At 72.1% G+C, this 18707-nt stretch carries 21 protein-coding genes and 3 pseudogenes; 15 read left to right on the top strand and 9 right to left on the bottom strand.

Annotated features, from left to right (window positions below):
• Nucleotides 1-4: 4 nt before the first annotated feature.
• Nucleotides 5-1081 carry an NADH:flavin oxidoreductase/NADH oxidase gene (locus AC24HA_RS13500; RefSeq protein WP_425710245.1) on the bottom strand — a complete coding sequence of 359 codons (1077 nt, stop codon included), beginning with the start codon at nt 1079-1081 and terminating at the stop codon, nt 5-7.
• A gap of 127 nt (nt 1082-1208) precedes the next feature.
• Here AC24HA_RS13500 and AC24HA_RS13495 point away from each other — a divergent pair.
• The 6 genes and pseudogenes from AC24HA_RS13495 to AC24HA_RS13470 all read left to right on the top strand — a co-directional run.
• Nucleotides 1209-1742 (top strand): annotated as a pseudogene (locus tag AC24HA_RS13495) (N-6 DNA methylase); the annotation flags it as partial.
• A gap of 468 nt (nt 1743-2210) precedes the next feature.
• On the top strand, nt 2211-2693 hold the full coding sequence (locus AC24HA_RS13490; RefSeq protein ID WP_425710243.1) for a pyridoxamine 5'-phosphate oxidase family protein: 483 nt from the start codon (nt 2211-2213) through the stop codon (nt 2691-2693).
• A 68-nt stretch (nt 2694-2761) separates the two neighbouring features.
• Nucleotides 2762-3055 carry a biopolymer transporter Tol gene (locus tag AC24HA_RS13485; RefSeq protein WP_425710242.1) on the top strand — a complete coding sequence of 98 codons (294 nt, stop codon included), beginning with the start codon at nt 2762-2764 and terminating at the stop codon, nt 3053-3055.
• A 2-nt stretch (nt 3056-3057) separates the two neighbouring features.
• Nucleotides 3058-3299: pseudogene (locus AC24HA_RS13480) on the top strand (N-6 DNA methylase); the annotation flags it as partial.
• A gap of 297 nt (nt 3300-3596) precedes the next feature.
• The gene (locus AC24HA_RS13475; protein ID WP_425710256.1) at nt 3597-3920 is read left to right on the top strand and encodes a nucleotide pyrophosphohydrolase; all 324 of its coding nucleotides are present in this window, start codon (nt 3597-3599) and stop codon (nt 3918-3920) included.
• Nucleotides 3921-3945: 25 nt separating this feature from the next.
• Nucleotides 3946-5604, top strand: a complete 1659-nt coding sequence (locus AC24HA_RS13470) for a DNA/RNA helicase domain-containing protein (protein ID WP_487563518.1) — start codon at nt 3946-3948, stop codon at nt 5602-5604.
• A 63-nt stretch (nt 5605-5667) separates the two neighbouring features.
• Here AC24HA_RS13470 and AC24HA_RS13465 read toward each other — a convergent pair whose 3' ends face one another.
• Entirely contained in the window at nt 5668-6228 is a 561-nt protein-coding gene (locus tag AC24HA_RS13465; RefSeq protein WP_425709913.1) for a hypothetical protein, read from the bottom strand.
• Nucleotides 6228-6800, bottom strand: coding sequence for a hypothetical protein (locus tag AC24HA_RS13460; protein WP_425709914.1), 573 nt, complete (start codon nt 6798-6800; stop codon nt 6228-6230). The genes AC24HA_RS13465 and AC24HA_RS13460 overlap by 1 nt, the downstream gene beginning before the upstream one ends.
• Nucleotides 6801-6962: 162 nt before the next feature.
• Here AC24HA_RS13460 and AC24HA_RS13455 point away from each other — a divergent pair, with 162 nt between their 5' ends.
• From AC24HA_RS13455 to AC24HA_RS13445, 3 genes are all read left to right on the top strand, one after another.
• A complete protein-coding gene (locus AC24HA_RS13455; RefSeq protein ID WP_425709915.1) occupies nt 6963-7256 on the top strand; it encodes an antibiotic biosynthesis monooxygenase family protein in 294 nt (97 codons plus the stop codon).
• Between the two features lie 95 nt (nt 7257-7351).
• Nucleotides 7352-7975, top strand: a complete 624-nt coding sequence (locus AC24HA_RS13450) for a ClpP family protease (protein WP_425709916.1) — start codon at nt 7352-7354, stop codon at nt 7973-7975.
• Nucleotides 7972-8559 carry a ClpP family protease gene (locus tag AC24HA_RS13445; RefSeq protein WP_425709917.1) on the top strand — a complete coding sequence of 196 codons (588 nt, stop codon included), beginning with the start codon at nt 7972-7974 and terminating at the stop codon, nt 8557-8559. The genes AC24HA_RS13450 and AC24HA_RS13445 overlap by 4 nt, the downstream gene beginning before the upstream one ends.
• A 100-nt stretch (nt 8560-8659) precedes the next feature.
• Here AC24HA_RS13445 and AC24HA_RS13440 read toward each other — a convergent pair whose 3' ends face one another.
• On the bottom strand, nt 8660-9094 hold the full coding sequence (locus AC24HA_RS13440) for a helix-turn-helix domain-containing protein (protein ID WP_425709918.1): 435 nt from the start codon (nt 9092-9094) through the stop codon (nt 8660-8662).
• Between the two features lie 157 nt (nt 9095-9251).
• Between AC24HA_RS13440 and AC24HA_RS13435 the strand changes: the two genes are divergently transcribed.
• Nucleotides 9252-9941, top strand: coding sequence for a GOLPH3/VPS74 family protein (locus AC24HA_RS13435; RefSeq protein WP_425709919.1), 690 nt, complete (start codon nt 9252-9254; stop codon nt 9939-9941).
• 141 nt (nt 9942-10082) lie between these two features.
• Nucleotides 10083-10967 carry a fructosamine kinase family protein gene (locus AC24HA_RS13430; RefSeq protein ID WP_425709920.1) on the top strand — a complete coding sequence of 295 codons (885 nt, stop codon included), beginning with the start codon at nt 10083-10085 and terminating at the stop codon, nt 10965-10967.
• A 169-nt stretch (nt 10968-11136) separates the two neighbouring features.
• On the opposite strand, the pseudogene AC24HA_RS13425 reads toward AC24HA_RS13430, so the two are convergent.
• Together AC24HA_RS13425 and AC24HA_RS13420 are read right to left on the bottom strand one after the other, a co-directional pair.
• Nucleotides 11137-11520: pseudogene (locus AC24HA_RS13425) on the bottom strand (RidA family protein); the annotation flags it as partial.
• 64 nt (nt 11521-11584) lie between these two features.
• On the bottom strand, nt 11585-11923 hold the full coding sequence (locus AC24HA_RS13420; protein WP_425709921.1) for a hypothetical protein: 339 nt from the start codon (nt 11921-11923) through the stop codon (nt 11585-11587).
• Nucleotides 11924-12362: 439 nt separating this feature from the next.
• Between AC24HA_RS13420 and AC24HA_RS13415 the strand changes: the two genes are divergently transcribed.
• From AC24HA_RS13415 to AC24HA_RS13400, 4 genes are all read left to right on the top strand, one after another.
• Nucleotides 12363-13364, top strand: coding sequence for a DMT family transporter (locus AC24HA_RS13415; protein WP_487563517.1), 1002 nt, complete (start codon nt 12363-12365; stop codon nt 13362-13364).
• A gap of 128 nt (nt 13365-13492) precedes the next feature.
• Nucleotides 13493-14983, top strand: a complete 1491-nt coding sequence (locus tag AC24HA_RS13410; protein WP_425709922.1) for an NAD-dependent succinate-semialdehyde dehydrogenase — start codon at nt 13493-13495, stop codon at nt 14981-14983.
• A 142-nt stretch (nt 14984-15125) separates the two neighbouring features.
• Nucleotides 15126-15389: a type II toxin-antitoxin system Phd/YefM family antitoxin gene (locus AC24HA_RS13405; protein ID WP_425709923.1), complete on the top strand. Its 264-nt coding sequence runs from the start codon at nt 15126-15128 to the stop codon at nt 15387-15389.
• Nucleotides 15386-15769, top strand: coding sequence for a PIN domain-containing protein (locus tag AC24HA_RS13400; protein ID WP_425709924.1), 384 nt, complete (start codon nt 15386-15388; stop codon nt 15767-15769). Before AC24HA_RS13405 ends, AC24HA_RS13400 begins: the two co-directional genes overlap by 4 nt.
• A 58-nt stretch (nt 15770-15827) precedes the next feature.
• Here the strand turns inward: AC24HA_RS13400 and AC24HA_RS13395 are convergent, their stop codons facing one another.
• Genes AC24HA_RS13395 through AC24HA_RS13385 form a run of 3 tightly spaced genes read right to left on the bottom strand, consistent with a single transcriptional unit; the run spans nt 15828 to nt 18698 of the window.
• Nucleotides 15828-16823: a LacI family DNA-binding transcriptional regulator gene (locus AC24HA_RS13395; RefSeq protein ID WP_425709925.1), complete on the bottom strand. Its 996-nt coding sequence runs from the start codon at nt 16821-16823 to the stop codon at nt 15828-15830.
• Nucleotides 16820-17971, bottom strand: a complete 1152-nt coding sequence (locus AC24HA_RS13390) for an N-acetylglucosamine-6-phosphate deacetylase (protein WP_425709926.1) — start codon at nt 17969-17971, stop codon at nt 16820-16822. Before AC24HA_RS13390 ends, AC24HA_RS13395 begins: the two co-directional genes overlap by 4 nt.
• Nucleotides 17961-18698, bottom strand: a complete 738-nt coding sequence (locus tag AC24HA_RS13385; protein WP_425709927.1) for a 6-phosphogluconolactonase — start codon at nt 18696-18698, stop codon at nt 17961-17963. Before AC24HA_RS13385 ends, AC24HA_RS13390 begins: the two co-directional genes overlap by 11 nt.
• Nucleotides 18699-18707: the final 9 nt, after the last annotated feature.

Genomic DNA, 18707 nt, shown 5'->3' with positions numbered 1-18707 from the left:
GCGCCTACCGGTAGGCGCGCTCGTAGGCCCCGGGGACGAGGCCGGCGTCGTGCCCGAGCTCGTGCGCGGCGCGGATGGCGAAGTTCGGGTCGCGCAGCATCTCGCGGGCGAGCAGCACCACGTCGGCCTGCCCGGTCGCGAGGACGTGCTCGGCCTGGACGGGGGAGGTGATGAGCCCGACCGCACCGGTGGGGATGCCGGTGCGCTCGCGGATCCGGGCGGCGAACGGCACCTGGTAGCCCGGCCCGATCGGCACCCGCGCCGGCAGGTTGCCGGCGGTCGAGACGTCGACGAGGTCGACCCCGTGCTCGCGCAGCCGGGCGGCGAGCCAGGTGGTGTCGTCGATGTCGAGGCCGCCCTCGGTCCAGTCCGTGGCCGAGACCCGCACGAGGACGGCTACGTCCTCGCCAGCCTCGGCCCGCACGGCGTCGACGACCTCGAGCAGGAACCGGTCGCGGTTCTCCGGCGAGCCGCCGTAGTCGTCCGTGCGGTCGTTGCTCAGCGGGGAGAGGAACTGGTGGAGGAGGTAGCCGTGGGCGCCGTGGATCTCGAGGAGGTCGAACCCGGCGTCGAGCGCCCGCCGGGCGGAGGTGACGAAGGCGGCCGTGATCTCCGCGATGCCGGCCGCGTCCAGCGCCCGGGGAGCGGTCAGGCCGGGATACGACGACGACGACGGGCCCACCGTCTCCCAGCCGCCCTGCTCGAGGGGGAGTGAGCCCCGGTGCTCCGTGCCCCATGCGGGCCACACCGACGCCTTCCGGCCGGCGTGGGCGAGCTGGACGCCGGCGAGAGCGCCGCGCTCGTGGACGAACCGCACGATGGGTGCCAGGGCGTCGCGCTGCTCGTCGTTCCACAGCCCCAGGTCCTCCGCCGAGATGCGGCCCTCGGGCGTGACAGCGGTGGCCTCGGTGAGGACCACCCCCGCGCCGCCCCTGGCGAAGGAGCCGAGGTGCACCAGGTGCCAGTCGGTGGCGACGCCGTCGTGGGCGTGGCAGGAGTACTGGCACATGGGCGCGACCCAGATGCGGTTGCGGGCGGTGGCGCCGCGCAGCGTGAGCGGCGTGAACAGCTCGTGGGACACGGGCGGAGGTCCTCCTCGTAGGGGGCGGTGGCCGGTGGCGCGCTCGCGCGTGCACGCGGCGGGACGGCACCCGCGGGTCGATCGGGTTCGCGGCCATCCTCGCACCGGTGCACCGGCGTCGATCAGCGAGTACCTCACGCGGATGTGTGCCTCGCAGGCGGACAGGTCCGGCGGTGAGCACTGCACGGCGCAGGAGGTCTCCGAGGTGCTGGCCCGGAGCACGGTCCACGGCAAGGCGCGTGTGCGCAAGGTCGACGCCCCGGCCGCCGGGTCAGCGTCGTTGCTGCTGAAGTTCGCGACGGTGCTCGGGCACTGCAACGCCGGGCGCTTCCGCGGTCAGGAGATCAACCTGACGACGTACGACCTCGCGCGGATCAACATGTTCCCGTACGACGTCACCTTCGAGTCGTTCAGCATCGCCCTCGGCGACACCCTCACCGATCCCCAGCACCGGGACGACGAGCCGTTCGAGGCGCTCGTGTCCACCCCGCCCTACTCGATCAGGTGGGCCGGGGACGCCGACCCGCTGCTCATCCACGGCGAGCGGTTCGCCCCCGCGGGCGTGCTGGCGCCGAAGTCGAAGCCAGACCTCGCGTTCACCATGCACATCCTGTCCTGGCTGGTCGTCGACGGCACGGCACCGACCGTTCGCCACCCTGGCCATCACGCGCCACCTCACCGAGGTCTCGGCCATGTCGACCGAGAAGCTCGTCCGCACCCCACGAGCCGTCCGCTCAGCAACCATCGAGATCAACGGCGAGAAACTCACCCTCGACCAAGAACCAGCACTCGAGATCCGCGCGCTGCTCGTCCGACTCACCAGCAGTCACGCAACCACGTGGCACGAGTCAGGCGGGCTGGCCGCCGCGCCCTTGCGGGTCCGGTGCGGCACGCAGGCGATCCGCCTCGTCCTCCTCCGGGCGCGGTGCGACGTCCTGATCGAGCTCGATCACCGGCACGACGGAGGCCCACCTGACCTGCACGTCGCCAGCCGAGTCACCCGCGACCTCGTCGCGGGCTCGGCCCGACCTGCGGTGCGCCGCTCGACGCGCGACGAGCGGCGCTTGCCCGTACCGTCGGGACGTTCGCCATCGATCGAGTGGACGCACCTACCCGGAAGGACAGCGCCATGGCTGAGATCTCCGACCTGACCCAGGCCGACGTCGTCAAGCTCCTCCGCGGCAGCCGAGTCGTCATGCTGACGACCGCTCTCGCCGACGGGAAGCTCCTGGCCCACCCGATGTCCCCGCAGGAGGTCAGCGACGACGCCGACGTCTGGTTCTTCCTCAGCCTCGCGAGCGGTCAGGCCGACGCGCTGCGGCGCGGGCCGAACGCCAACATCGCGGTCGCCGAGGCCGGCTCCTGGCTGTCCGTCGCGTGCCGCGTCGAGCTCGTCGAGGACCGCGCCAAGGTCGAGGAGCTGTGGAGCGACGGCGCCGAAGCCTACGTCGAGGGAAGGGACGACCCGAACCTGACTCTCGTCAGGGCGGTCGGGGAGTCCGCGCAGTACTGGGGCGTCCCCGGCGGGAAGGTTTCCGCTCTCGCGCAGCTCGTCAAGGCGAAGGTGTCCGGCGAGCGGCCCGCGGGCGGCACATCGACGACCGAGCTCTGAGCCCGGAGATCGGCCCGACGCCAGGCACGCACACGCAGGCCGACCCTGCCGGTCGCGGGAGCACAGAGGTGACGGACACCGAGCGCTACGTCGTGGTGCGGGGTCGGCGGTGGCGCCGTGCCGACCCGCGGCTGCCCGAGGAGGTGCGCGCCGCGCTGGTTTCCGCGCTCGGCCGCGCACGCTCTGCCGTCCGTACCGCCCCCGACGACGACGCCCGGACCGCGGCCAGGCGTCGTGTGCAGGCAGCGAAGGAGGGGCTGGGGGAGCGGGGCACCGCGTGGTGGGACCTCGGTGAGCACGAGGCGATCGGCCGGGCGAGAGACCGGCTGGCGCGATTGCGTGAGCTCGAGGACGAGGCGTAGAGGCGGGGCCGTCCATGGGTGCTCTGCACCACTACCCGCCGCAGGAAGTCTCCGAGGGACTGGCCCGGATCACGGTCCACGGCAAGACGCGCGTCCGCAAGGTCTACGACCCCGCCCCAGGGTCGGGTTCCCTGCTGCTGAAGTCCGCCAAGGCGCTGGGGCGCCGCTCGGGGGCTTCTGCGGTCAGGAGATCAACCTGACGACGTACGACCACGCTCGCATCAAGAAGTTCCTGCACGACGTCGCACATGCGCAACATCTACGCCGGAGTGCGAGCTCGACGAGGCGGTTACTCACAAGGATCTCTTTTCGGTTCGACGTGAGGGCACGCGACGTCCACCGTCCCCTCACGTACTGCATCACTGGCGCGGGCTGTTGGAGCGCATCCGCGCGCCCCCTCGTGTCTGCGGCCGGCGGCGCGCTCTGGTCGGGGCGCTTCGCGACCATCCGCGCACCGGCGCGACGAACCAGGTGAGTGGCGTGGGAGACGGCGCTCTCGCGCGGAATTGTGTCGTCGTCATCGTGCTACGGTCGCCCGGTGATGAACGACCGTGCGATTCATGTCCTGCGCGAGTTCGTCGCCGAACGCGAATGGACGCAGTTCCATTCGCCGGAGAATCTTGCGAAGAGCATCAGTATCGAATCGGCAGAGCTGTTGGAATGCTTTCAGTGGGGCGCCCCGGGGGAGTTCGATGGGGTGCGTGACGAGCTCGCCGACGTCTTGACGTACTGCTTGTTGCTCGCGGACGCGCTGGGCGACGAGCCGGAAGATCTTGTGCTCCGAAAGCTGGCCAGGACCCGCGAGAAGTATCCGGTCGACAAGGCGCGAGGAACGAGTCTGAAGTATGACCAGCTGGAGGATTGAGCGACTCGATTTCGACTCCGGCTCCGTGGATGAGTGGAGCCGGGTCGATCCTCGTCACAGCAACTGGCCGGTGGTCTACAGCATCAACGGGCCACGCTCGATCTACGTGGGCGAGACCGGCAACGCGATGGGCAGGATGCGGCAGCACCTGGGCACCAAGGACGGCCTCGACACGGTGCGGGTGGTCATCGACGAGACGTTCAACAAGTCCGTCTGTCTCGACCTGGAGTCGACGCTCATCAGGCTGCTCGGGGGCGATGGCAAGTTCGAGGTGCTCAACAGGAACGACGGGATCACTGACGCCGAGTATTTCGACCGTGCGTGGTACCGGTTGCGGTTCGATGAGATCTTCGACGAGCTCCGCGCGGCGGGGTACTTCGACCGCAGCATCCCCGAGATCGTCAACAGCGACCTCTTCAAGTTGTCCCCGTTCAAGGCGCTCACCCATGATCAGGCGATTGTCGTCGAGAGCATTCTCGATGGTCTGTTCGAGGACCTCGCCGCCGACCTGTCGAGCGCGAGTCTCGTCGAGGGGCACCCGGGAACGGGTAAGACCATCCTTGCCATCTTCATCGTCAAGCTGCTCGTTGACATTCAGGTCGCCGACGACGACGAGCTGTCCTCGGACTCGTTCCTGTCCGACTACTTCACGCCGGGCCATCGCGAGCACCTTGAGGGATTCCGGATCGGTCTCGTCGTCCCGCAGCAGTCGCTGCGGGACTCCATCCAGAAGGTCTTCAGGAAGACACCCGGGCTGCGACCGGACATGGTGCTCACACCTTTTCAGGTCGGTCGGAGCAAGGACGACTTCGACCTGCTCATCGTCGACGAAGCTCACCGGCTGACGATCTACTCCGCTCAGGCGATGGGCACGCTGACCAAGCAGTACCGGGAGATCAGTCAGGGGTTGTTCGGGGAAAGCTGGCAGACCAAGACCCAGCTCGATTGGATCGCCGCACGCAGCAGGCACCAGATTCTCCTGGTGGACGCCGGTCAGCGGGTCAGGCCGGCCGACATCCCGGAGGAGACGTTGCACGGGCTGGTCGCCAGGGCGGGCGACGATGATCGGCACTACCGGTTGCTCACGCAGATGCGCGTCGGCGCAGGCATGGACTACGTCGGGTACGTGCGCAACGTCCTGGCGGGAGCGCAGGATCAGCGACTCACCTTCGACGACTACCACCTTCGGCTCTTCGACGACTTCGACGCGATGTACGAGCTCATCAGGACGAAGGACGCCGAGGCCGGGTTGGCGCGGCTCGTCGCAGGCTATGCCTGGAGATGGAACAGTCGCAGCGGCGCGGTCGCGCACGACATCGAGCTCGGTAGTCACCGGCTGCCGTGGAACCGGCAGACGCGCGACTGGATCAATTCTCCCGGATCGCTGGGCGAGGTCGGCTCCATCCACACCGTCCAGGGATACGACCTCAACTATGCGGGCGTCATCATCGGCAATGACCTGCGCTACGACCCTGACGAGCGACGCCTCTACATCGACCGCGACTCGTACGTCGATGCGAAAGGGAAGGCCAACAACGGTCTGCTCGGCATCATGTACACGGACGACGACCTTCGTCGACTCATCACCAACATCTACGGTGTGCTGCTGACGAGGGGAATGCTCGGGACGTTCGTGTACGTCTGCGACGACGAGCTCCGTGAATATCTTCGGAAGTACTTCTGAGGCCGGCGAGAACATGGCCAACCCGAACATGGCCGGGGACCTGCGGCGGCGTCCCGCGGTCCCTCACGCCAGGTCGGCCAGGCACTCCTCGTCGCCGATCGTGAACGGCACCTCGACGGTGCGCAGGTCCGAGCCGTAGTCGCTGTCCGGGCTGTAGTCCACGAACGCGATGAAGTCCCCGCACCCGTCCGTGTGGTGGAAGCCGAAGCCCGTGGTCAGCGACGTCCCCGCCGGGACGTGCGCGGTGCCCAGGCTGTACTCCAGACTCTGCCGGAGGATGAACGGATCGCCCGGGTCGGAGACCTCGGTCACCCGCACGTCGTACCTCCGCGTCACAGGCTCATCGCTCTCGTTCTCGATCGTCAGCTCGAGATCGAGCGCGTACGGCTCGCTGGGCCAGTCCGCCCGCCAGCCCCGGTCGCGCAGCTCCCCGACGAGCGTCACCCCGACCCCGTCGACCAGCTCGGCACGGACCTCCTCGCCGCGGACGGTCGCCCCCTCGCCCCCGCCGCGCGGCAGCAGGACCAGCCCGGTGCTCAACGTCGCGAACATCGCGACTCCGGCGACGCCGAACACCGCCCGCGCACCTCTGGGCGGGACCAGGGCCCGCGAGAGGCCGGCCATCACCGGCCACCTTCCGTGAGGACGAACGTGTAGTCCGCGCCGTCGACCGTCAGCTCGAGCTCGTAGTGCTCGACCTGCCCCTCGCCGGGCTCGTGGACGAGCCAGAACCGGTAGGGATCCCGGCGCTGGATCGTGCCGCCGATCCGGTCCGCCGCCCGCTGGCCCCGTTCCGTGAGCGCCAGCTCGGTGCGGGCGCCGTCGGCGTCGACGGCGAACAGCGTCGTGTCCAGGTCGGACAGGTCGATCGTCTCCCGGCCGTCGTCGCCGTCGGCACCCCACGTCCAGGTCAGGCTGCCGGTCAGGGAGACGTACCGGTCGCCCCAGGGGGAGGCGAGGGACGGTACCGCGGAGGGCTGGCGCACGTCGTAGACCCAGAAGCCCACGGTGCGCAGGTCGCCGGTGCCCGTGGTGTCGGACAGGCCGTAGGTCGTGACGAGCGGTTCGGCCGCGTCGCGCCGCAGCAGGCCGACCGCCCCGACGAGCAGCACGGAGGCGATCACCCCGAGCAGGGCGCCCTGCACGAACCATCGTCGTCGGGAGATCGGTGGTCTCGGGGGAGCGTCGGGGGACATGACCGCACGCTAGGACGAGCGCGCGCCCCGGACCAGGGCAGGAGTACCCCTGCCCGGGACCAAGGGCTCAGCCGGACGACTCCGCGCGTGCTTAGGCTGGCCTTACCGCAACCGTCACCCGTGCATCGCGCCGGCGCGCCCGCGCCGCAGGAGGAGATCACCATGGCCTTCGTCAACATCACCGCCCTGACGTTCCCCGAGGGCGCGCAGGCCGAGATCGAGCAGCGCTTCGCCGCCCGTAGGAAGGCCGTCGACGCCTCGCCAGGGTTCCTCGGCTTCGAGCTGCTGCGCCCCGTCGTCGGGGAGTCCCGCTACTTCGTCGTCACCCGCTGGGAGAGCCGCGAGGATTATGAGGCCTGGTCCGCCGCACGCCCCACCGGCGGGCACGAGAACGACCAGCGTCGCGGCATGGACGTCGAGGTCCTCGGCTTCGAGGTCGTCCAGCAGGACGGCTGACGCCGCACGCGGTTCTTCACCCGCGCTGCCGACGGCCGATCTGCCGGCGGCAGATCCCGGCTCCCCGGCCACCTCACCGGGCGCAGGGTGCCTGCATGAGCGATCAGCCCCGACCACCACTGTTCAGCGAGTCGGCGCGCCGCGACCTGTTCGAGCGCCGCGTCCTCGTCCTCGACGGCGTCCTCGACGACGACAACGGCACCCTGCTGGCCACCCAGCTCATCGCCCTGTCGGCCGAGGACCCCGCCGCGGGCATCGCCCTGTGGATCCACTCCCCGGGCGGATCCGTGCCCGCGATGCTCGCCATCCGTGACGTCATGCGGATGATCCCGAACGACGTCGCGACCCTCGCCCTCGGCATCGCCTGCAGCGCCGGCCAGTTCCTCCTGTCCGCAGGCACGCCCGGCCACCGGCGCGCGCTGCCGCACGCGCGGATCCTCATGCACCAGGGATCGGCCGGCATCGGGGGTTCCGCCGTCGACGTCGAGCTGCAGGCCGACGACCTGCGGCACACGCGCGACACCGTCCTGCGGCTCGTCGCCGAGGACACCGGGCAGAGCATCGAGAGCGTCTTCGAGGACTCCCTGCACGACCGCTGGTACACGGCACGCGAGGCGCTGGAGTACGGGTTCATCGACGAGATCGCCGACTCCTTCGACCAGATCCGGCCCCGTGCCCGCACCGCGGCCGGGTTCGTCGCCGCGGAAGGTGCGCGATGACCAGCTACACGGTTCCCAACGTCATCGCCCAGCACCCGCGCGGAGAGCGGATCATGGACGTCTACTCCCACCTGCTGACCGAGCGCATCATCTACCTCGGCACGGGCATCGACGCCGGCGTCGCCAACACCCTCATCGCCCAGCTCCTGCACCTGGAGTCCGACAAGCCCGACGGCGACATCCACCTCTACGTCAACTGCGAGGGCGGCGACCCGAGCGCCATGCTCGCCGTCTACGACACGATGCTCTACATCCGACCCGAGGTCGCGACCACCTGCGTCGGTCAGGCGGTGGGGCCGGGTGCCGTCCTGCTCGCCGCCGGTGCCCCGGGCAAGCGCGCCGCCCTGCCGCATGCCCGCATCGTCCTGCACCAGCCCACCGCCCAGGGGCGCGGCACGATCCCGGACCTCATCCTCCAGGCCGACGAGGTCGTCCGGATCCGCTCCGACATGGAGGAGGCGCTGGCGCGGCACACCGGCCAGAGCGTCGCGCGGCTGCGAGCCGACACCGACCGCGACCGCGTGCTCACCGCCGCGGCGGCCCGCGACTACGGCCTGGTCGACCACGTCATCGATGGCCGCTGAGCTGTCTGGCTGCGCGGGACGGGCCGGGTGGGAAGGGCGTCGCGCGGTGGCGTGCCGCACCGTCCGTTGCCCGCGAGGAGCCGGCGACGGTGCCGCGACGTCAGGCGGCGAGGGCGAACGCGCCGCGGCACGTGGCCCCGTCGCGCGTCGACCCGGCGTGGGGGAGCGCGGCCGGCGTGGCGCCGAGCCGCTGGGCCACGGACAGCGCGAGGTCGACGAGCGTGAGGTCGAGGGCACCGCCGATGGCGGCGATCATCTCGCTCGAGGGCTCCTTCCGGCCGCGCTCGACCTCGGAGAGGTACTGAGGTGACAGGCCGGCACGCTCGGCGACGTCGGTCAGCCGCTCCCCGCGCTCGTGCCGCGCGACCCGCAACCGGTCGCCGACCATGTGCCGCCACAGCGGCTCGGGCACCCCCGGAGGCGTACGGTCGCGTTGTCCGGTGACGCCGGACCTCCAGGCGGGTCGTCCGACGTCGTCGCCCGGTTCCGCGTGCGTCGTCGCCTCGTCGTCCCCGGCGCTGCTGCTGTCGGTCATGTCCGCGAGCGTAGGGCGCCCCGCTGCGCGCGGCCCAGCCGATCCGCTCTCGGCAGAGCGAGCCGGTGACGCTACCGTGGTGGACACGCGCGTCCTGCCGACGGACCGGGCCGGACCCGGACCGCGGCGCCGCCCGCCCCACCGAGAGGCCCGACCGATGTCGTCGACCACCACCAGCGCCGAGCTCGTCGTCGAGGACCTGCTCCTCGTCCTGTTCGACGAGCGCCACCACCTCTTCCGGGGCGAGGGGCAGCGCCTGTTCCATGCGCTCGCCGGCGCACTGCTCGTCGACCTGGCCGAGCAGGGGCTCGTCACGCCCGACGCCGACGACCCGCGCGACGCGGTCCGGGCGGCGTCGGAGATCCCGCCAGGCGACGAGCTGCTGCGCATCGGCTGGGACGTCGTGGCCCGCCGCCCGGTCACTGCGCAGTCCTTCGTCCTCCAGGTCGGGCCGCGCCTGCGGGCGCCCGTCATCGACCGGCTCGTCGACCGCGGCCACCTGGGGAGCGAGCGGCGCAAGATCCTCGGGTTCGTGCCCTCCACGCGGCTCACGGCGGGGGAGTCGACCCGGCGCGAGCAGCTGGTGGAGACGATCCGCGGCGTGCTCGTCGACGGCGACCAGGCCGGCACGCACGACTCGGCCGTGGCGGCGATCCTCTTCGCCGCCGGCGCCGCGCCGCTCATGCACCCGGAGATCCCCTGGTCCGGTGCCGTGCACGCGCACGGCACCGAGCTGGTGTCCGCGAGCCGCGCGGCCACGGGCACGGCCGAGGTGGTCCACCAGATGATCGCCACGCTCGTGTCGACGTCGGTCTTCGTCTCCCTCGCCGCAGGATCGAGGGACTGACCCGGATCGGCCGGGCCGCCGGGGCACCTCCGGCGAGTCTGGCGGCGTGACCCGGGCATGGCCCGGCCTTCCGCCCGCCTCCAGGGGACGATCACCCGACCCGCCCTCGCGGGATCCGGCCCGCGTTGCGACCATGGCCGGATGGCGACGCACCGCAAGACCGACGAGCCGACCACCCTGGCGTTCGAGACCGCGGGCCTGCGCTGGCTCACCGACGCCGAGTCCGACGGCGGAGCACCGGTCGTGGGGATCCTCGCCGAGGGGGAGGGCTGGGTCGACCTCGACCGCCTCGAGCACGCCCCCGCGACGCCCGACGCCGCGGCCGCCTTCGGCAGGGCGCTCGCCCGGACCCACGCGGCCGGCGCGCCGTCCCTGGGCTGCGCGCCGCCGGGCTGGTCAGGCGAGGTGCCCCGCAGCTCGGGGGTGATGCCGCTGCACGGCCACGACGACGCGCCCGTCTTCTCCTCGTGGGGCGAGTTCTACGCCGAGTACCAGATCCGGCCCTACGTCCCGCGGGCGCTCGCGAACGGCTCGATCGACGAGGGCGGCGGCCGGGTGCTCGAGCAGCTGGCCGACCGCCTCGCGGCGGGGCAGTTCGACCACGCACAGCCCGCGCTCGTCGGCGACGGCGACGGCACTGGCGACGGCGCCGCGCGCCTGCACGGCGACCTGTGGGGCGGCAACGTCGTGTGGACCGGCGGGCCGCGTGGCTCCGAGGGGCGTGGTGCGGCCGGAGCCGGCCCCGGGCGCGGCTGCCCCGAGCGCGGCGGCCCCGGCGTCCGAGGTGTGCTCATCGACCCCGCGGCGCACGGCGGCCACGCCGAGACCGACCTCGCGGCGCTCGACCTGTTCGGGATCGCGCACCTGCCGGAGATCCTCGCCGGCTACGACGAGGTCTCGCCGCTCTCCGACGGCTGGCAGGAGCGGGTGGGCCTGCACCAGCTGACGATGCTCGTCATGCACGCGGTGATCTTCGGCGGCTCCTACGGCCCCGAGACGGTGCAGGTCGCGCGACGGTATCTGTGACCGCTGTATCCGAGGGCGTCGTTCAGGCGACGGGTCCGCCGCGGCCGCCCGGGTCCGGACGGGCACGCAGCTCGTCGGCGACCTCCTCCTCCGGGCGCGGCGCCACGCTCTGGTCGTCCTCGAGCTCGGGCACATCCGGCCCGCCGTGGCCCGGGACGTCGCCGGGCCCGTCGACGACCGCGGCGACGGCCTCGATCTCGACGAGCTGGTCGTCGTACCCGAGCACGGTGACGCCGAGGAGGGTGCTGGGCACGTCGTGCTCGCCGAACGCGTCGCGCACCACCTCCCACGCGGTCACGAGGTCGGCCTGCCGTGACGAGGCCACGAGGACGCGGGTGCTGACGACGTCGGTGAGCCGCGCGCCTGCGGCCTCGAGGGCCTGCGTCAGCGTCAGGACGCACTGCCGGGCCTGGCCGGCGTAGTCGCCGACCGCCGCCGTCGATCCGTCGATCTCCAGCGGGCAGGAGCCGGCGAGGAAGACGAGCCGCGCGTCGGCGGGGACGGTGGCCGCGTAGGCGTACTCCGCGGCGTCGGACAGCGAGGCCGACCGGATGAGCCGGACGGCGCTCTCGCGGCTGTCCGCGTTGCCGGACGATCCCGGGCCGGCCGTGGGCTGCTCAGGACCTGGGTGGGGCATCGGTCTCTCCTCGTCGCTCGGCGTTCTTCGGGGAGAAGCGCTGCTGCGCCCCCTGCTTGGTCAGGCCGTAGACGGCGCCGATCTTCGACCAGGACACCTTGGCGGAGCGGGCCGCGCGCACGGCGTCGGACTCGATGGCCTCGGCGGTCTCCCGGAGACGACGGGCGCCGTCGAGCACCTCCAGCGGCTCCGTCGCGGAGGTGAGGGCCGCGAGCGCGGTCCGCGCATCCTCGGCCGCGCGGGCTCGCTGCCTCTCGCTGCTCGCGTTCTGCGCGGCGCCGGGATCGGCGGCGTCCACCACGTCGCTGCGCTTGCCCATGCGGCCATCGTATCGAGCGTCGGGGCGGCGTTCGGCCAGGTGCCCGCCACGCCGGCGTCAACGACAGGTTGACACCCCGCGTCAACCGATGGTTGACTTCGTGTCAACATCCAGTTGACGAACGAGGAGGTGCACCGTGGCGAAGAAGTCGAAGAAGGACAAGGACGACGAGAAGAACAAGAAGGCCAAGAAGAACAAGAAGAAGTGACTCCTGGGTGATCACGGGGGCGGGGTGCCGATCCGGCGCACCGCCCCCGAGTCGTGTTCGGGACCGGCGTGGCCCGGCGCGCGCGTCGGGACACAGGACGGCCGCGGCGCGGCCCTGAGGGGTGGCCGCGGCCCGAGCCGACGGGCCGACGGACCGGCCGCATCGATCCCACCGTCCTGACCGGTGGACACCGCGACCGGTCGCGGTGCGCCGTCGAGGCCGGGTGCGAGCATGTGTCCCGTGCGGATGGCCGTGGTGTGCGCGTTCGGGGCGACGGCCCTGTGGGGACTGGCCTTCGTCGCCCCCGAGCTCGTCGCCACCGACGGCACCGAGCTGGCCCTCGGCAGGTACCTCGTCTTCGGCCTCTCCTCGGTGCTCGTCCTCGCGGCCCGGGGCTTCGTCGCGGTCCGCGACCTGCGGGCCCGCGACTGGCGGCGCATCATCCTCCTCGGCCTGCTCGGCAACTCCCTGTTCTACTCGCTCATCTCCGCGGGCATCGTCTCCGCGGGTTCCGTCCCCGTCGCCCTCGTCTTCGCCGTCCTGCCGCTGATGATGGCCGCCGTCGGCAACGTCCGGCGCCCCGTCTTCCGCTGGCGCAGCGTCCTCGGACCGTTCCTGCTCGTCGCCGCGGGTCTCGCGGTCAACGCCGCCACCGCGCTCGCCGGCGACCTCGCCGTGCTCGGCCCGAGGCCGGTCCTGGGCCTGGTCCTCGCCGTGCTCGCGCTGCTCAGCTGGCTCGTCTACGGCATCTGGAACAGCGAGTACCTGCACGACCGGCCGCTGACCAGCAGCGTCTCCTGGGCCTCGCTCACAGGCCTGGGCACGCTCATCACGCTCCCGGCGATCCTCGCCGTCGACGTCCTGGTCCGTGGCGGCATCGACCTGCCGGCGGCGGGGGACCTGCCCGCGCTCGTGGCGTGGTCGATCGTCCTCGGCATCGGCGCGTCCTGGGTCGCCACCTGGCTGTGGGCGCGGGCGAGCATGAGCCTGGGGGCCTCCGTGCTCGGGCTGCTCATCGTCACCGAGGCGGTGTTCGCGGTCCTCTACTCCTGCCTCGTCGACCGGCGGCTGCCGAGCCCGGTGGAGTCCCTGACGGCGGCCCTGACCATCGGCGGGGTCGCCTGGGGACTGGTGAGCATCATGCGGGCGCGGGCCAGGGCGCGCGGCCGCGTCGCGGCAGCCCGACCGCGACCGCACGACCACGACCCACGACTCACGACCCCTGACCGCTGACCCCTGACCCCTGACCCCTGACCCCTGACCCCGGTAGTACCCGCACGGGGCCTGGTACCGCCCGGACGGCCGGTGCACAGTGCGACGAGGCCCCCGTGCGCCTCGCGACCTCGACCAAGGAGACGACGATGACTCAGACGACCACCCACCCCGCCGCCGTCACCGACCTGGTTCGGTCGATCGATCCCGAGCGCGGCGTGTGGATCGACGGGCGGGGTGCCGCGGCATCGTCGGGTGCGACCTTCTTGGTCGCCGACCCGGCCACGACGTTGGAAATCGCCGCGATCTCGGACGGCACCCCCGACGACGCACGGCGCGCCGTCGACGCCGCGGCCACCGCTCTGCCGGCCTGGTCCGCGACGGCCCCGCGCGCCCGGGCCGACGTCCTGCACCGGGCGTTCGAGCTGATGACGGGGCAGAAGGAGGCGCTCGCCGGTCTCATCGCCGCGGAGAACGGAAAGGCCATGGCCGATGCCCGGTCCGAGGTGACCTACGCGGCGGAGTTCTTCCGCTGGTACGCCGAGGAGTGCGTCCGTGGTGCGGGGGAGTACACGGTGGCGCCCGCGGGCGGGGTGCGCACCGTGGTCACGCACCGGCCGATCGGAGTCGCCGCGCTGGTGACGCCGTGGAACTTCCCCGCCGCGATGGCCACGCGCAAGATCGCCCCCGCGCTCGGCGCAGGATGCACGGTCCTGCTCAAGCCCGCCTCGGAGACTCCGCTGACCGCGCTGGCGATCGCGCGGATCCTCACCGAGGCGGGCGTGCCCGACGGCGTCGTAGGCGTCGTCCCGACGTCGTCGGCCTCCTCGGTGGTCACCACCTGGCTCAAGGACGAGCGCGTCGCGAAGATCTCCTTCACCGGTTCCACCGGCGTCGGCAAGATCCTGCTCGAGCAGGCGGCGAAGCGGGTCGTGAGCGCGTCGATGGAGCTCGGGGGGAACGCCCCGCTCGTGGTCGCCGCCGACGCCGACCTCGACCAGGCGGTCGCGGGCGCGATGCTCGCGAAGTTCCGCAACGGGGGCCAGGCATGCACCGCGGCGAACCGGTTCTACGTCCATGCCGACGTCGTCGAGGAGTTCACCGAGCGGTTCGGCGCGAAGGTCGAGGCGCTGCGGGTCGGCCCTGCGCAGGACGACGCGACCGAGATCGGCCCGCTCATCAGCGCGAAGGCGCTCGCGGGCGTGACCGAGCTGGTCGACGACGCGGTGGCCGCCGGCGCGCGGGTCACCCAGCGCGCGGATGTCCCCGGCGGCCTCGACGGGCATTTCTACGCGCCGACCGTGGTGCGCGACGTGCCGGCCGACTCCCCGCTGGTCCGGAACGAGATCTTCGGCCCGGTCGCGCCGATCGTCACCTGGACCGACGACGAGGAGATGCTCGCGCAGGTCAACGGCACCGAGCTCGGTCTGTCCGCCTACCTCTTCTCCCGTGATCTCGGCTGGGCGATGCGGATCGCTGAGCGCTTCGAGACGGGGATGGTGGGGCTCAACCGCGGGCTGGTGTCCGACCCTGCGGCGCCGTTCGGCGGCGTCAAGCAGTCCGGCCTCGGCCGCGAGGGCGGCCACGAGGGCATCCGCGAGTACCAGGAGGTCCAGTACCTCAGCGTCGACTGGAGCTGAGCTGAGCTGAGCTGAGCCGACCGGCCGGCCGGTCGGCGGGCGAGGGCCGTCTCGGCGACGACGCGACCGACCCCGGTCACCATCCACCGGCCTGGACAGCACGCGCAACCGTGTAGATAATTGTCTGGACCCGGAGGTGTGTATGAGCAAGACCATCAGCATCGGTGAGTTGCGCCAGAATCCGACGAGAATGCTGCGCGAGGTCAAGGGTGGTGCGACCTACACGATCACCGATCACGGCGAACCGGTGGCGGAGGTCGCAGGCCATCGCAGGCCACGCTGGGTCGCCAGCGAAGCGATCGACTCGTTGCTGCGAGAGTTCGGCGCCGACGACGCCTGGGCGCGAGAGATCGCAATCGACCGTGCCGCAGTCGATCCCGCCGACCCGTGGGAGCAGGCGGAGTGAGGGCGATTCTCGACACCAGTCTGCTGGTGGCGGAGTCGCTCTCGCACCCCGGTTACGACGTCGCCGTCTCGTCGCTGTCGTGGGCCGAGCTCGGCTACGGTCTCCGAAAGACCGTCGACCCGGTCGAACGGGCGCGTCGCGAGGCACGGATCACGCGGCTTCGAACGGTCCTGGGCGCTGGAATCCCGTTCGACGACGCAGTGGCGGATGCGTACGAGACCGTGTGCGGACTTGTGCTGACCGGCGGACGCGACGTTCGAGGCCGTGTCATCGACCTCATGATCGCGGCGACGGCCGCGGCACACGGTGCCGCTGTGATCACCCACAACACCGACGATTTTGCCGGTCTCGACGGACTCGTCACCGTCGTGGCGGCCTGACCTCCCGGACAGGATGGCCCTGCTCGGGCGCCGGAAGTACGCCGGCTCACGGCGGCCCCTACGTCGTCTCGCCCTTGCGGTAGGAGCCGCTGACGACGACCTGCCGGGCACCCGCACCCGCGTCGTCGGAGAGCAGCAGGTCGATCGCCGTGCGCGCGGCGGTACGGGTGTCCAGGTGCACCGTGGACATCGCGGGCTGGGTGCTGATGGGTAGGGCGTCGTCGCAGCCCAGGACCCGGAAGTCGTCGGGTGCTCGCAGGCCGCGGGCGGCCAGCCCGTCGAGGACGGCGTGGGCGACGATGTCGTCGAAGGCCACGACGAGCTCGCCCTCGCGGACCTCGAGGTCGCCGACGAGCAGTCGCGCGGCGTCGTAGGTCGGTTCGTCGAGCTCGAGGTACCGGTAGGGCAGGGAGTGCCCGGCGGCCTCCGTGCGGGCGCTCGTCTCCCGCTCCATGTTCGGCCACCAGCGTTCCTTGCTCCCGATGTAGGCCACGCCCGACGCCCCGGTGCGCACGCCGTCGGCGACGGCGTCGGAGATCGCCTGTGCGGCGGAGACGAGCACGGATGACAGGCCGGTGACGCGGGCGTTGATCAGCACCGTCGGCACCTGGTCCGCGACCGAGAGCACGTGCGAGCGCGACATCCGCGTCGAGGCGAGGACGAGCCCGGCGACGTCGCGGCTGACCAGGGCGGCGAGCTGCTTCTCGCGGGCCACGCTGTGCTCGCTGCTGAGGATGTAGAGCGAGTACCCCTGCTCCTCCGCGGCGAGCTGGGCGGCGTGCACCAGCGGCGGGAAGAACGGGTTGGACAGGTCGGGGACGATGAGCCCCAGCGCGGAGGACCTGCCCGTGCTCAGCGCCTTCGCGTACCTGTTGTGGCGGAAGCCGAGCCGGTCGGCCGCCGCCTTGACCCGGGCGACCGTGTCCTCCCGCAGCAGGTGCGGATGGTTGAACGCGCGCGAGGCCGTCGACGTCGACACCTCGGCCGCCCGCGCGACGTCGGTGATGGTCACGGGCGCCGGGCGCGGGGCGCGAGGACTCACGGGTCGGCTCATGCGTCGATCGTGCCGCCGGCGGGCCCCACGACCTTCAGCGAGGCGAGGTCCGTGTCCCAGAGGACGAGGTGGGCCTGCGCGCCCGGTTCGATCCGGCCGACGCCGCCCGAACCGGCGAGCTCGGCGAGCAGCCTCCCGGGTACCCGGGTGGCCATGGCGAACACGTCGGGCAGCGCGAGCTGGGTGCGCGTGGCCGCGAACCGGACGCAGTGCGCGAGGGAGACCGCGGAGCCGGCGAGCAGCCGGTCGTCGTCGGCGAGGGCGAGCCGACCGTCGTCGGACAGGACGACGTCGCCCCCGACCGGCGTGGTGTACCGGCCGGCGGGGGAGCCCGCGAGCGCGACCGAGTCCGAGACGAGGTAGCAGCCCTGCGGTCCCTTCGCGCGCACGACGCTCTCCAGCACCGCGGCCGGCAGGTGGTGCCCGTCGGCGATGAGCCCGGCCGACAGGGTCGGGTCCGCGATCTGCTCCCACAGCAGGTTGGGGTGCCGGGGGAGCTCGGCGCGCACCCCGTTGCCCAGGTGGGTCGAGAGGGTCGCGCCGGCGACGGAGGCCGCGGCGACCTGCTCGGCCGTGGCGTGCGTGTGGCCGATGGCCACCGCGACGCCGAGCCGGCGCAGCGCGGAGATCTTCGCCGGGGCGTCCTCGCCGTGCGGCGAGACGGTGAGGTAGCCGATCGGGAACAGCTCCTGCCAGCGCCGCACCTCGTCGACATCGATCTCCCGGACGAGGTCCCGGTCGTGCGCCCCGCGCGGCCCGTCCAGCGGCGAGATGAACGGCCCCTCGATGTGCGCGCACGGCACGGACGCGGCCACGACCGGGTCGCTCGCCACCGCGTCGGCCAGTACCGACAGGGCGTGCGCGACGCGCTCGTGGCTCTGCGTGACGATCGTGGGCACCCAGTGGCTCGTCCCCTGCGCCGCGAGGCTGCGCGCGAGGCGGCCGACGTCGTCGACGGTGAGATCGGCCGCGTTGACGTCGGTGCCGCCGAACCCGTTGACCTGCAGGTCCACCAGGCCGTGGCTGAGCCAGGGCAGCCCGTCGGACGTGTCGAGCAGCGCGACCTCGTCGATGACCCCCGCGCGCACGGCGACCCGCACGGGGCGGCCGGTGAGGACGTCACGGCCCTCGTACGTCTCACGCGACACGGCTCAGCGCCTCCAGGTCCGCCAGCACCGTGACGTCCGGGTGGTTCTTCAACGCGGTCGCGGGGACCTCGTTGGTCACGGCGTTCTCGAGCATCGCACGCATCGCCTCGGCCTTCGCCGCCCCGAGGACCGAGCAGACGATGGTGCGGGCGGCGAGCATCCGCGGCACGGTGACCGTGATGGCGTGCCGGGGCACGGCCGCGAGCTCGGGGAACAGCCCCTCGTCGACCTGCTGCGTCCGGGAGGCCTCCGCGAGCTCGATGTGGCGCACCGGCTCGGGGTCCTCCAGGTCCGCGCCCGGGTCGTTGAACGCGAGGTGGCCGTTGACGCCGATCCCGCACAGCACGAGGTCGAAGTCGCCGTCCGGCAGCCGCGCCGCGTAGTCGCTCGCCGCCGCCGACGCCGCGCCCGAGGCGTCGATCCGCTCGAAGACGTACGGGCTGCCCTGCGGGAGGCGGGCGAGGTAGGTGTCCTCCAGCCACCGGCCGAACGCCTGGGGCGCCGCTGCGGGCAGCCCCACGTACTCGTCCATGTGGAAGTACCGCACCGGTCGGGAGTGGACGTCCGCCCCCACCAGCGCGTCGAGGACGGGGACCTGGCTGGGCGCGGCGGCCAGCAGGACCGTGGCCTCCCGCCCCTCGCCGTGCGCCCGGGCGATCGCCCGCGCCGCGATCCGTGCACCGTCGGCGCCGAGCTCGGCGAGGGTGTGGTTCTGGATGAGCTCCATCGTCTGTGT

It is taken from the genome of Georgenia sp. Z1491, assembly GCF_057652395.1.
Note: the sequence above shows the minus strand (reverse complement) of the source record. Positions and strands in the feature narration are given on the sequence as shown.

Excerpts from the sequence above, each read along its gene's own strand:
- AC24HA_RS13490 (WP_425710243.1), top strand. The coding sequence starts at position 2,211 with ATGGCTGAGATCTCCGACCTGACCCAGGCCGACGTCGTCAAGCTCCTC.
- AC24HA_RS13475 (WP_425710256.1), top strand. The coding sequence starts at position 3,597 with ATGAACGACCGTGCGATTCATGTCCTGCGCGAGTTCGTCGCCGAACGC.
- AC24HA_RS13465 (WP_425709913.1), bottom strand. The coding sequence starts at position 6,228 with ATGGCCGGCCTCTCGCGGGCCCTGGTCCCGCCCAGAGGTGCGCGGGCG.
- AC24HA_RS13460 (WP_425709914.1), bottom strand. The coding sequence starts at position 6,800 with ATGTCCCCCGACGCTCCCCCGAGACCACCGATCTCCCGACGACGATGG.
- AC24HA_RS13455 (WP_425709915.1), top strand. The coding sequence starts at position 6,963 with ATGGCCTTCGTCAACATCACCGCCCTGACGTTCCCCGAGGGCGCGCAG.
- AC24HA_RS13450 (WP_425709916.1), top strand. The coding sequence starts at position 7,352 with ATGAGCGATCAGCCCCGACCACCACTGTTCAGCGAGTCGGCGCGCCGC.
- AC24HA_RS13445 (WP_425709917.1), top strand. The coding sequence starts at position 7,972 with ATGACCAGCTACACGGTTCCCAACGTCATCGCCCAGCACCCGCGCGGA.
- AC24HA_RS13440 (WP_425709918.1), bottom strand. The coding sequence starts at position 9,094 with ATGACCGACAGCAGCAGCGCCGGGGACGACGAGGCGACGACGCACGCG.
- AC24HA_RS13435 (WP_425709919.1), top strand. The coding sequence starts at position 9,252 with ATGTCGTCGACCACCACCAGCGCCGAGCTCGTCGTCGAGGACCTGCTC.
- AC24HA_RS13430 (WP_425709920.1), top strand. The coding sequence starts at position 10,083 with ATGGCGACGCACCGCAAGACCGACGAGCCGACCACCCTGGCGTTCGAG.
- AC24HA_RS13420 (WP_425709921.1), bottom strand. The coding sequence starts at position 11,923 with ATGGGCAAGCGCAGCGACGTGGTGGACGCCGCCGATCCCGGCGCCGCG.
- AC24HA_RS13415 (WP_487563517.1), top strand. The coding sequence starts at position 12,363 with ATGTGTCCCGTGCGGATGGCCGTGGTGTGCGCGTTCGGGGCGACGGCC.
- AC24HA_RS13410 (WP_425709922.1), top strand. The coding sequence starts at position 13,493 with ATGACTCAGACGACCACCCACCCCGCCGCCGTCACCGACCTGGTTCGG.
- AC24HA_RS13405 (WP_425709923.1), top strand. The coding sequence starts at position 15,126 with ATGAGCAAGACCATCAGCATCGGTGAGTTGCGCCAGAATCCGACGAGA.
- AC24HA_RS13395 (WP_425709925.1), bottom strand. The coding sequence starts at position 16,823 with ATGAGCCGACCCGTGAGTCCTCGCGCCCCGCGCCCGGCGCCCGTGACC.
- AC24HA_RS13385 (WP_425709927.1), bottom strand. The coding sequence starts at position 18,698 with ATGGAGCTCATCCAGAACCACACCCTCGCCGAGCTCGGCGCCGACGGT.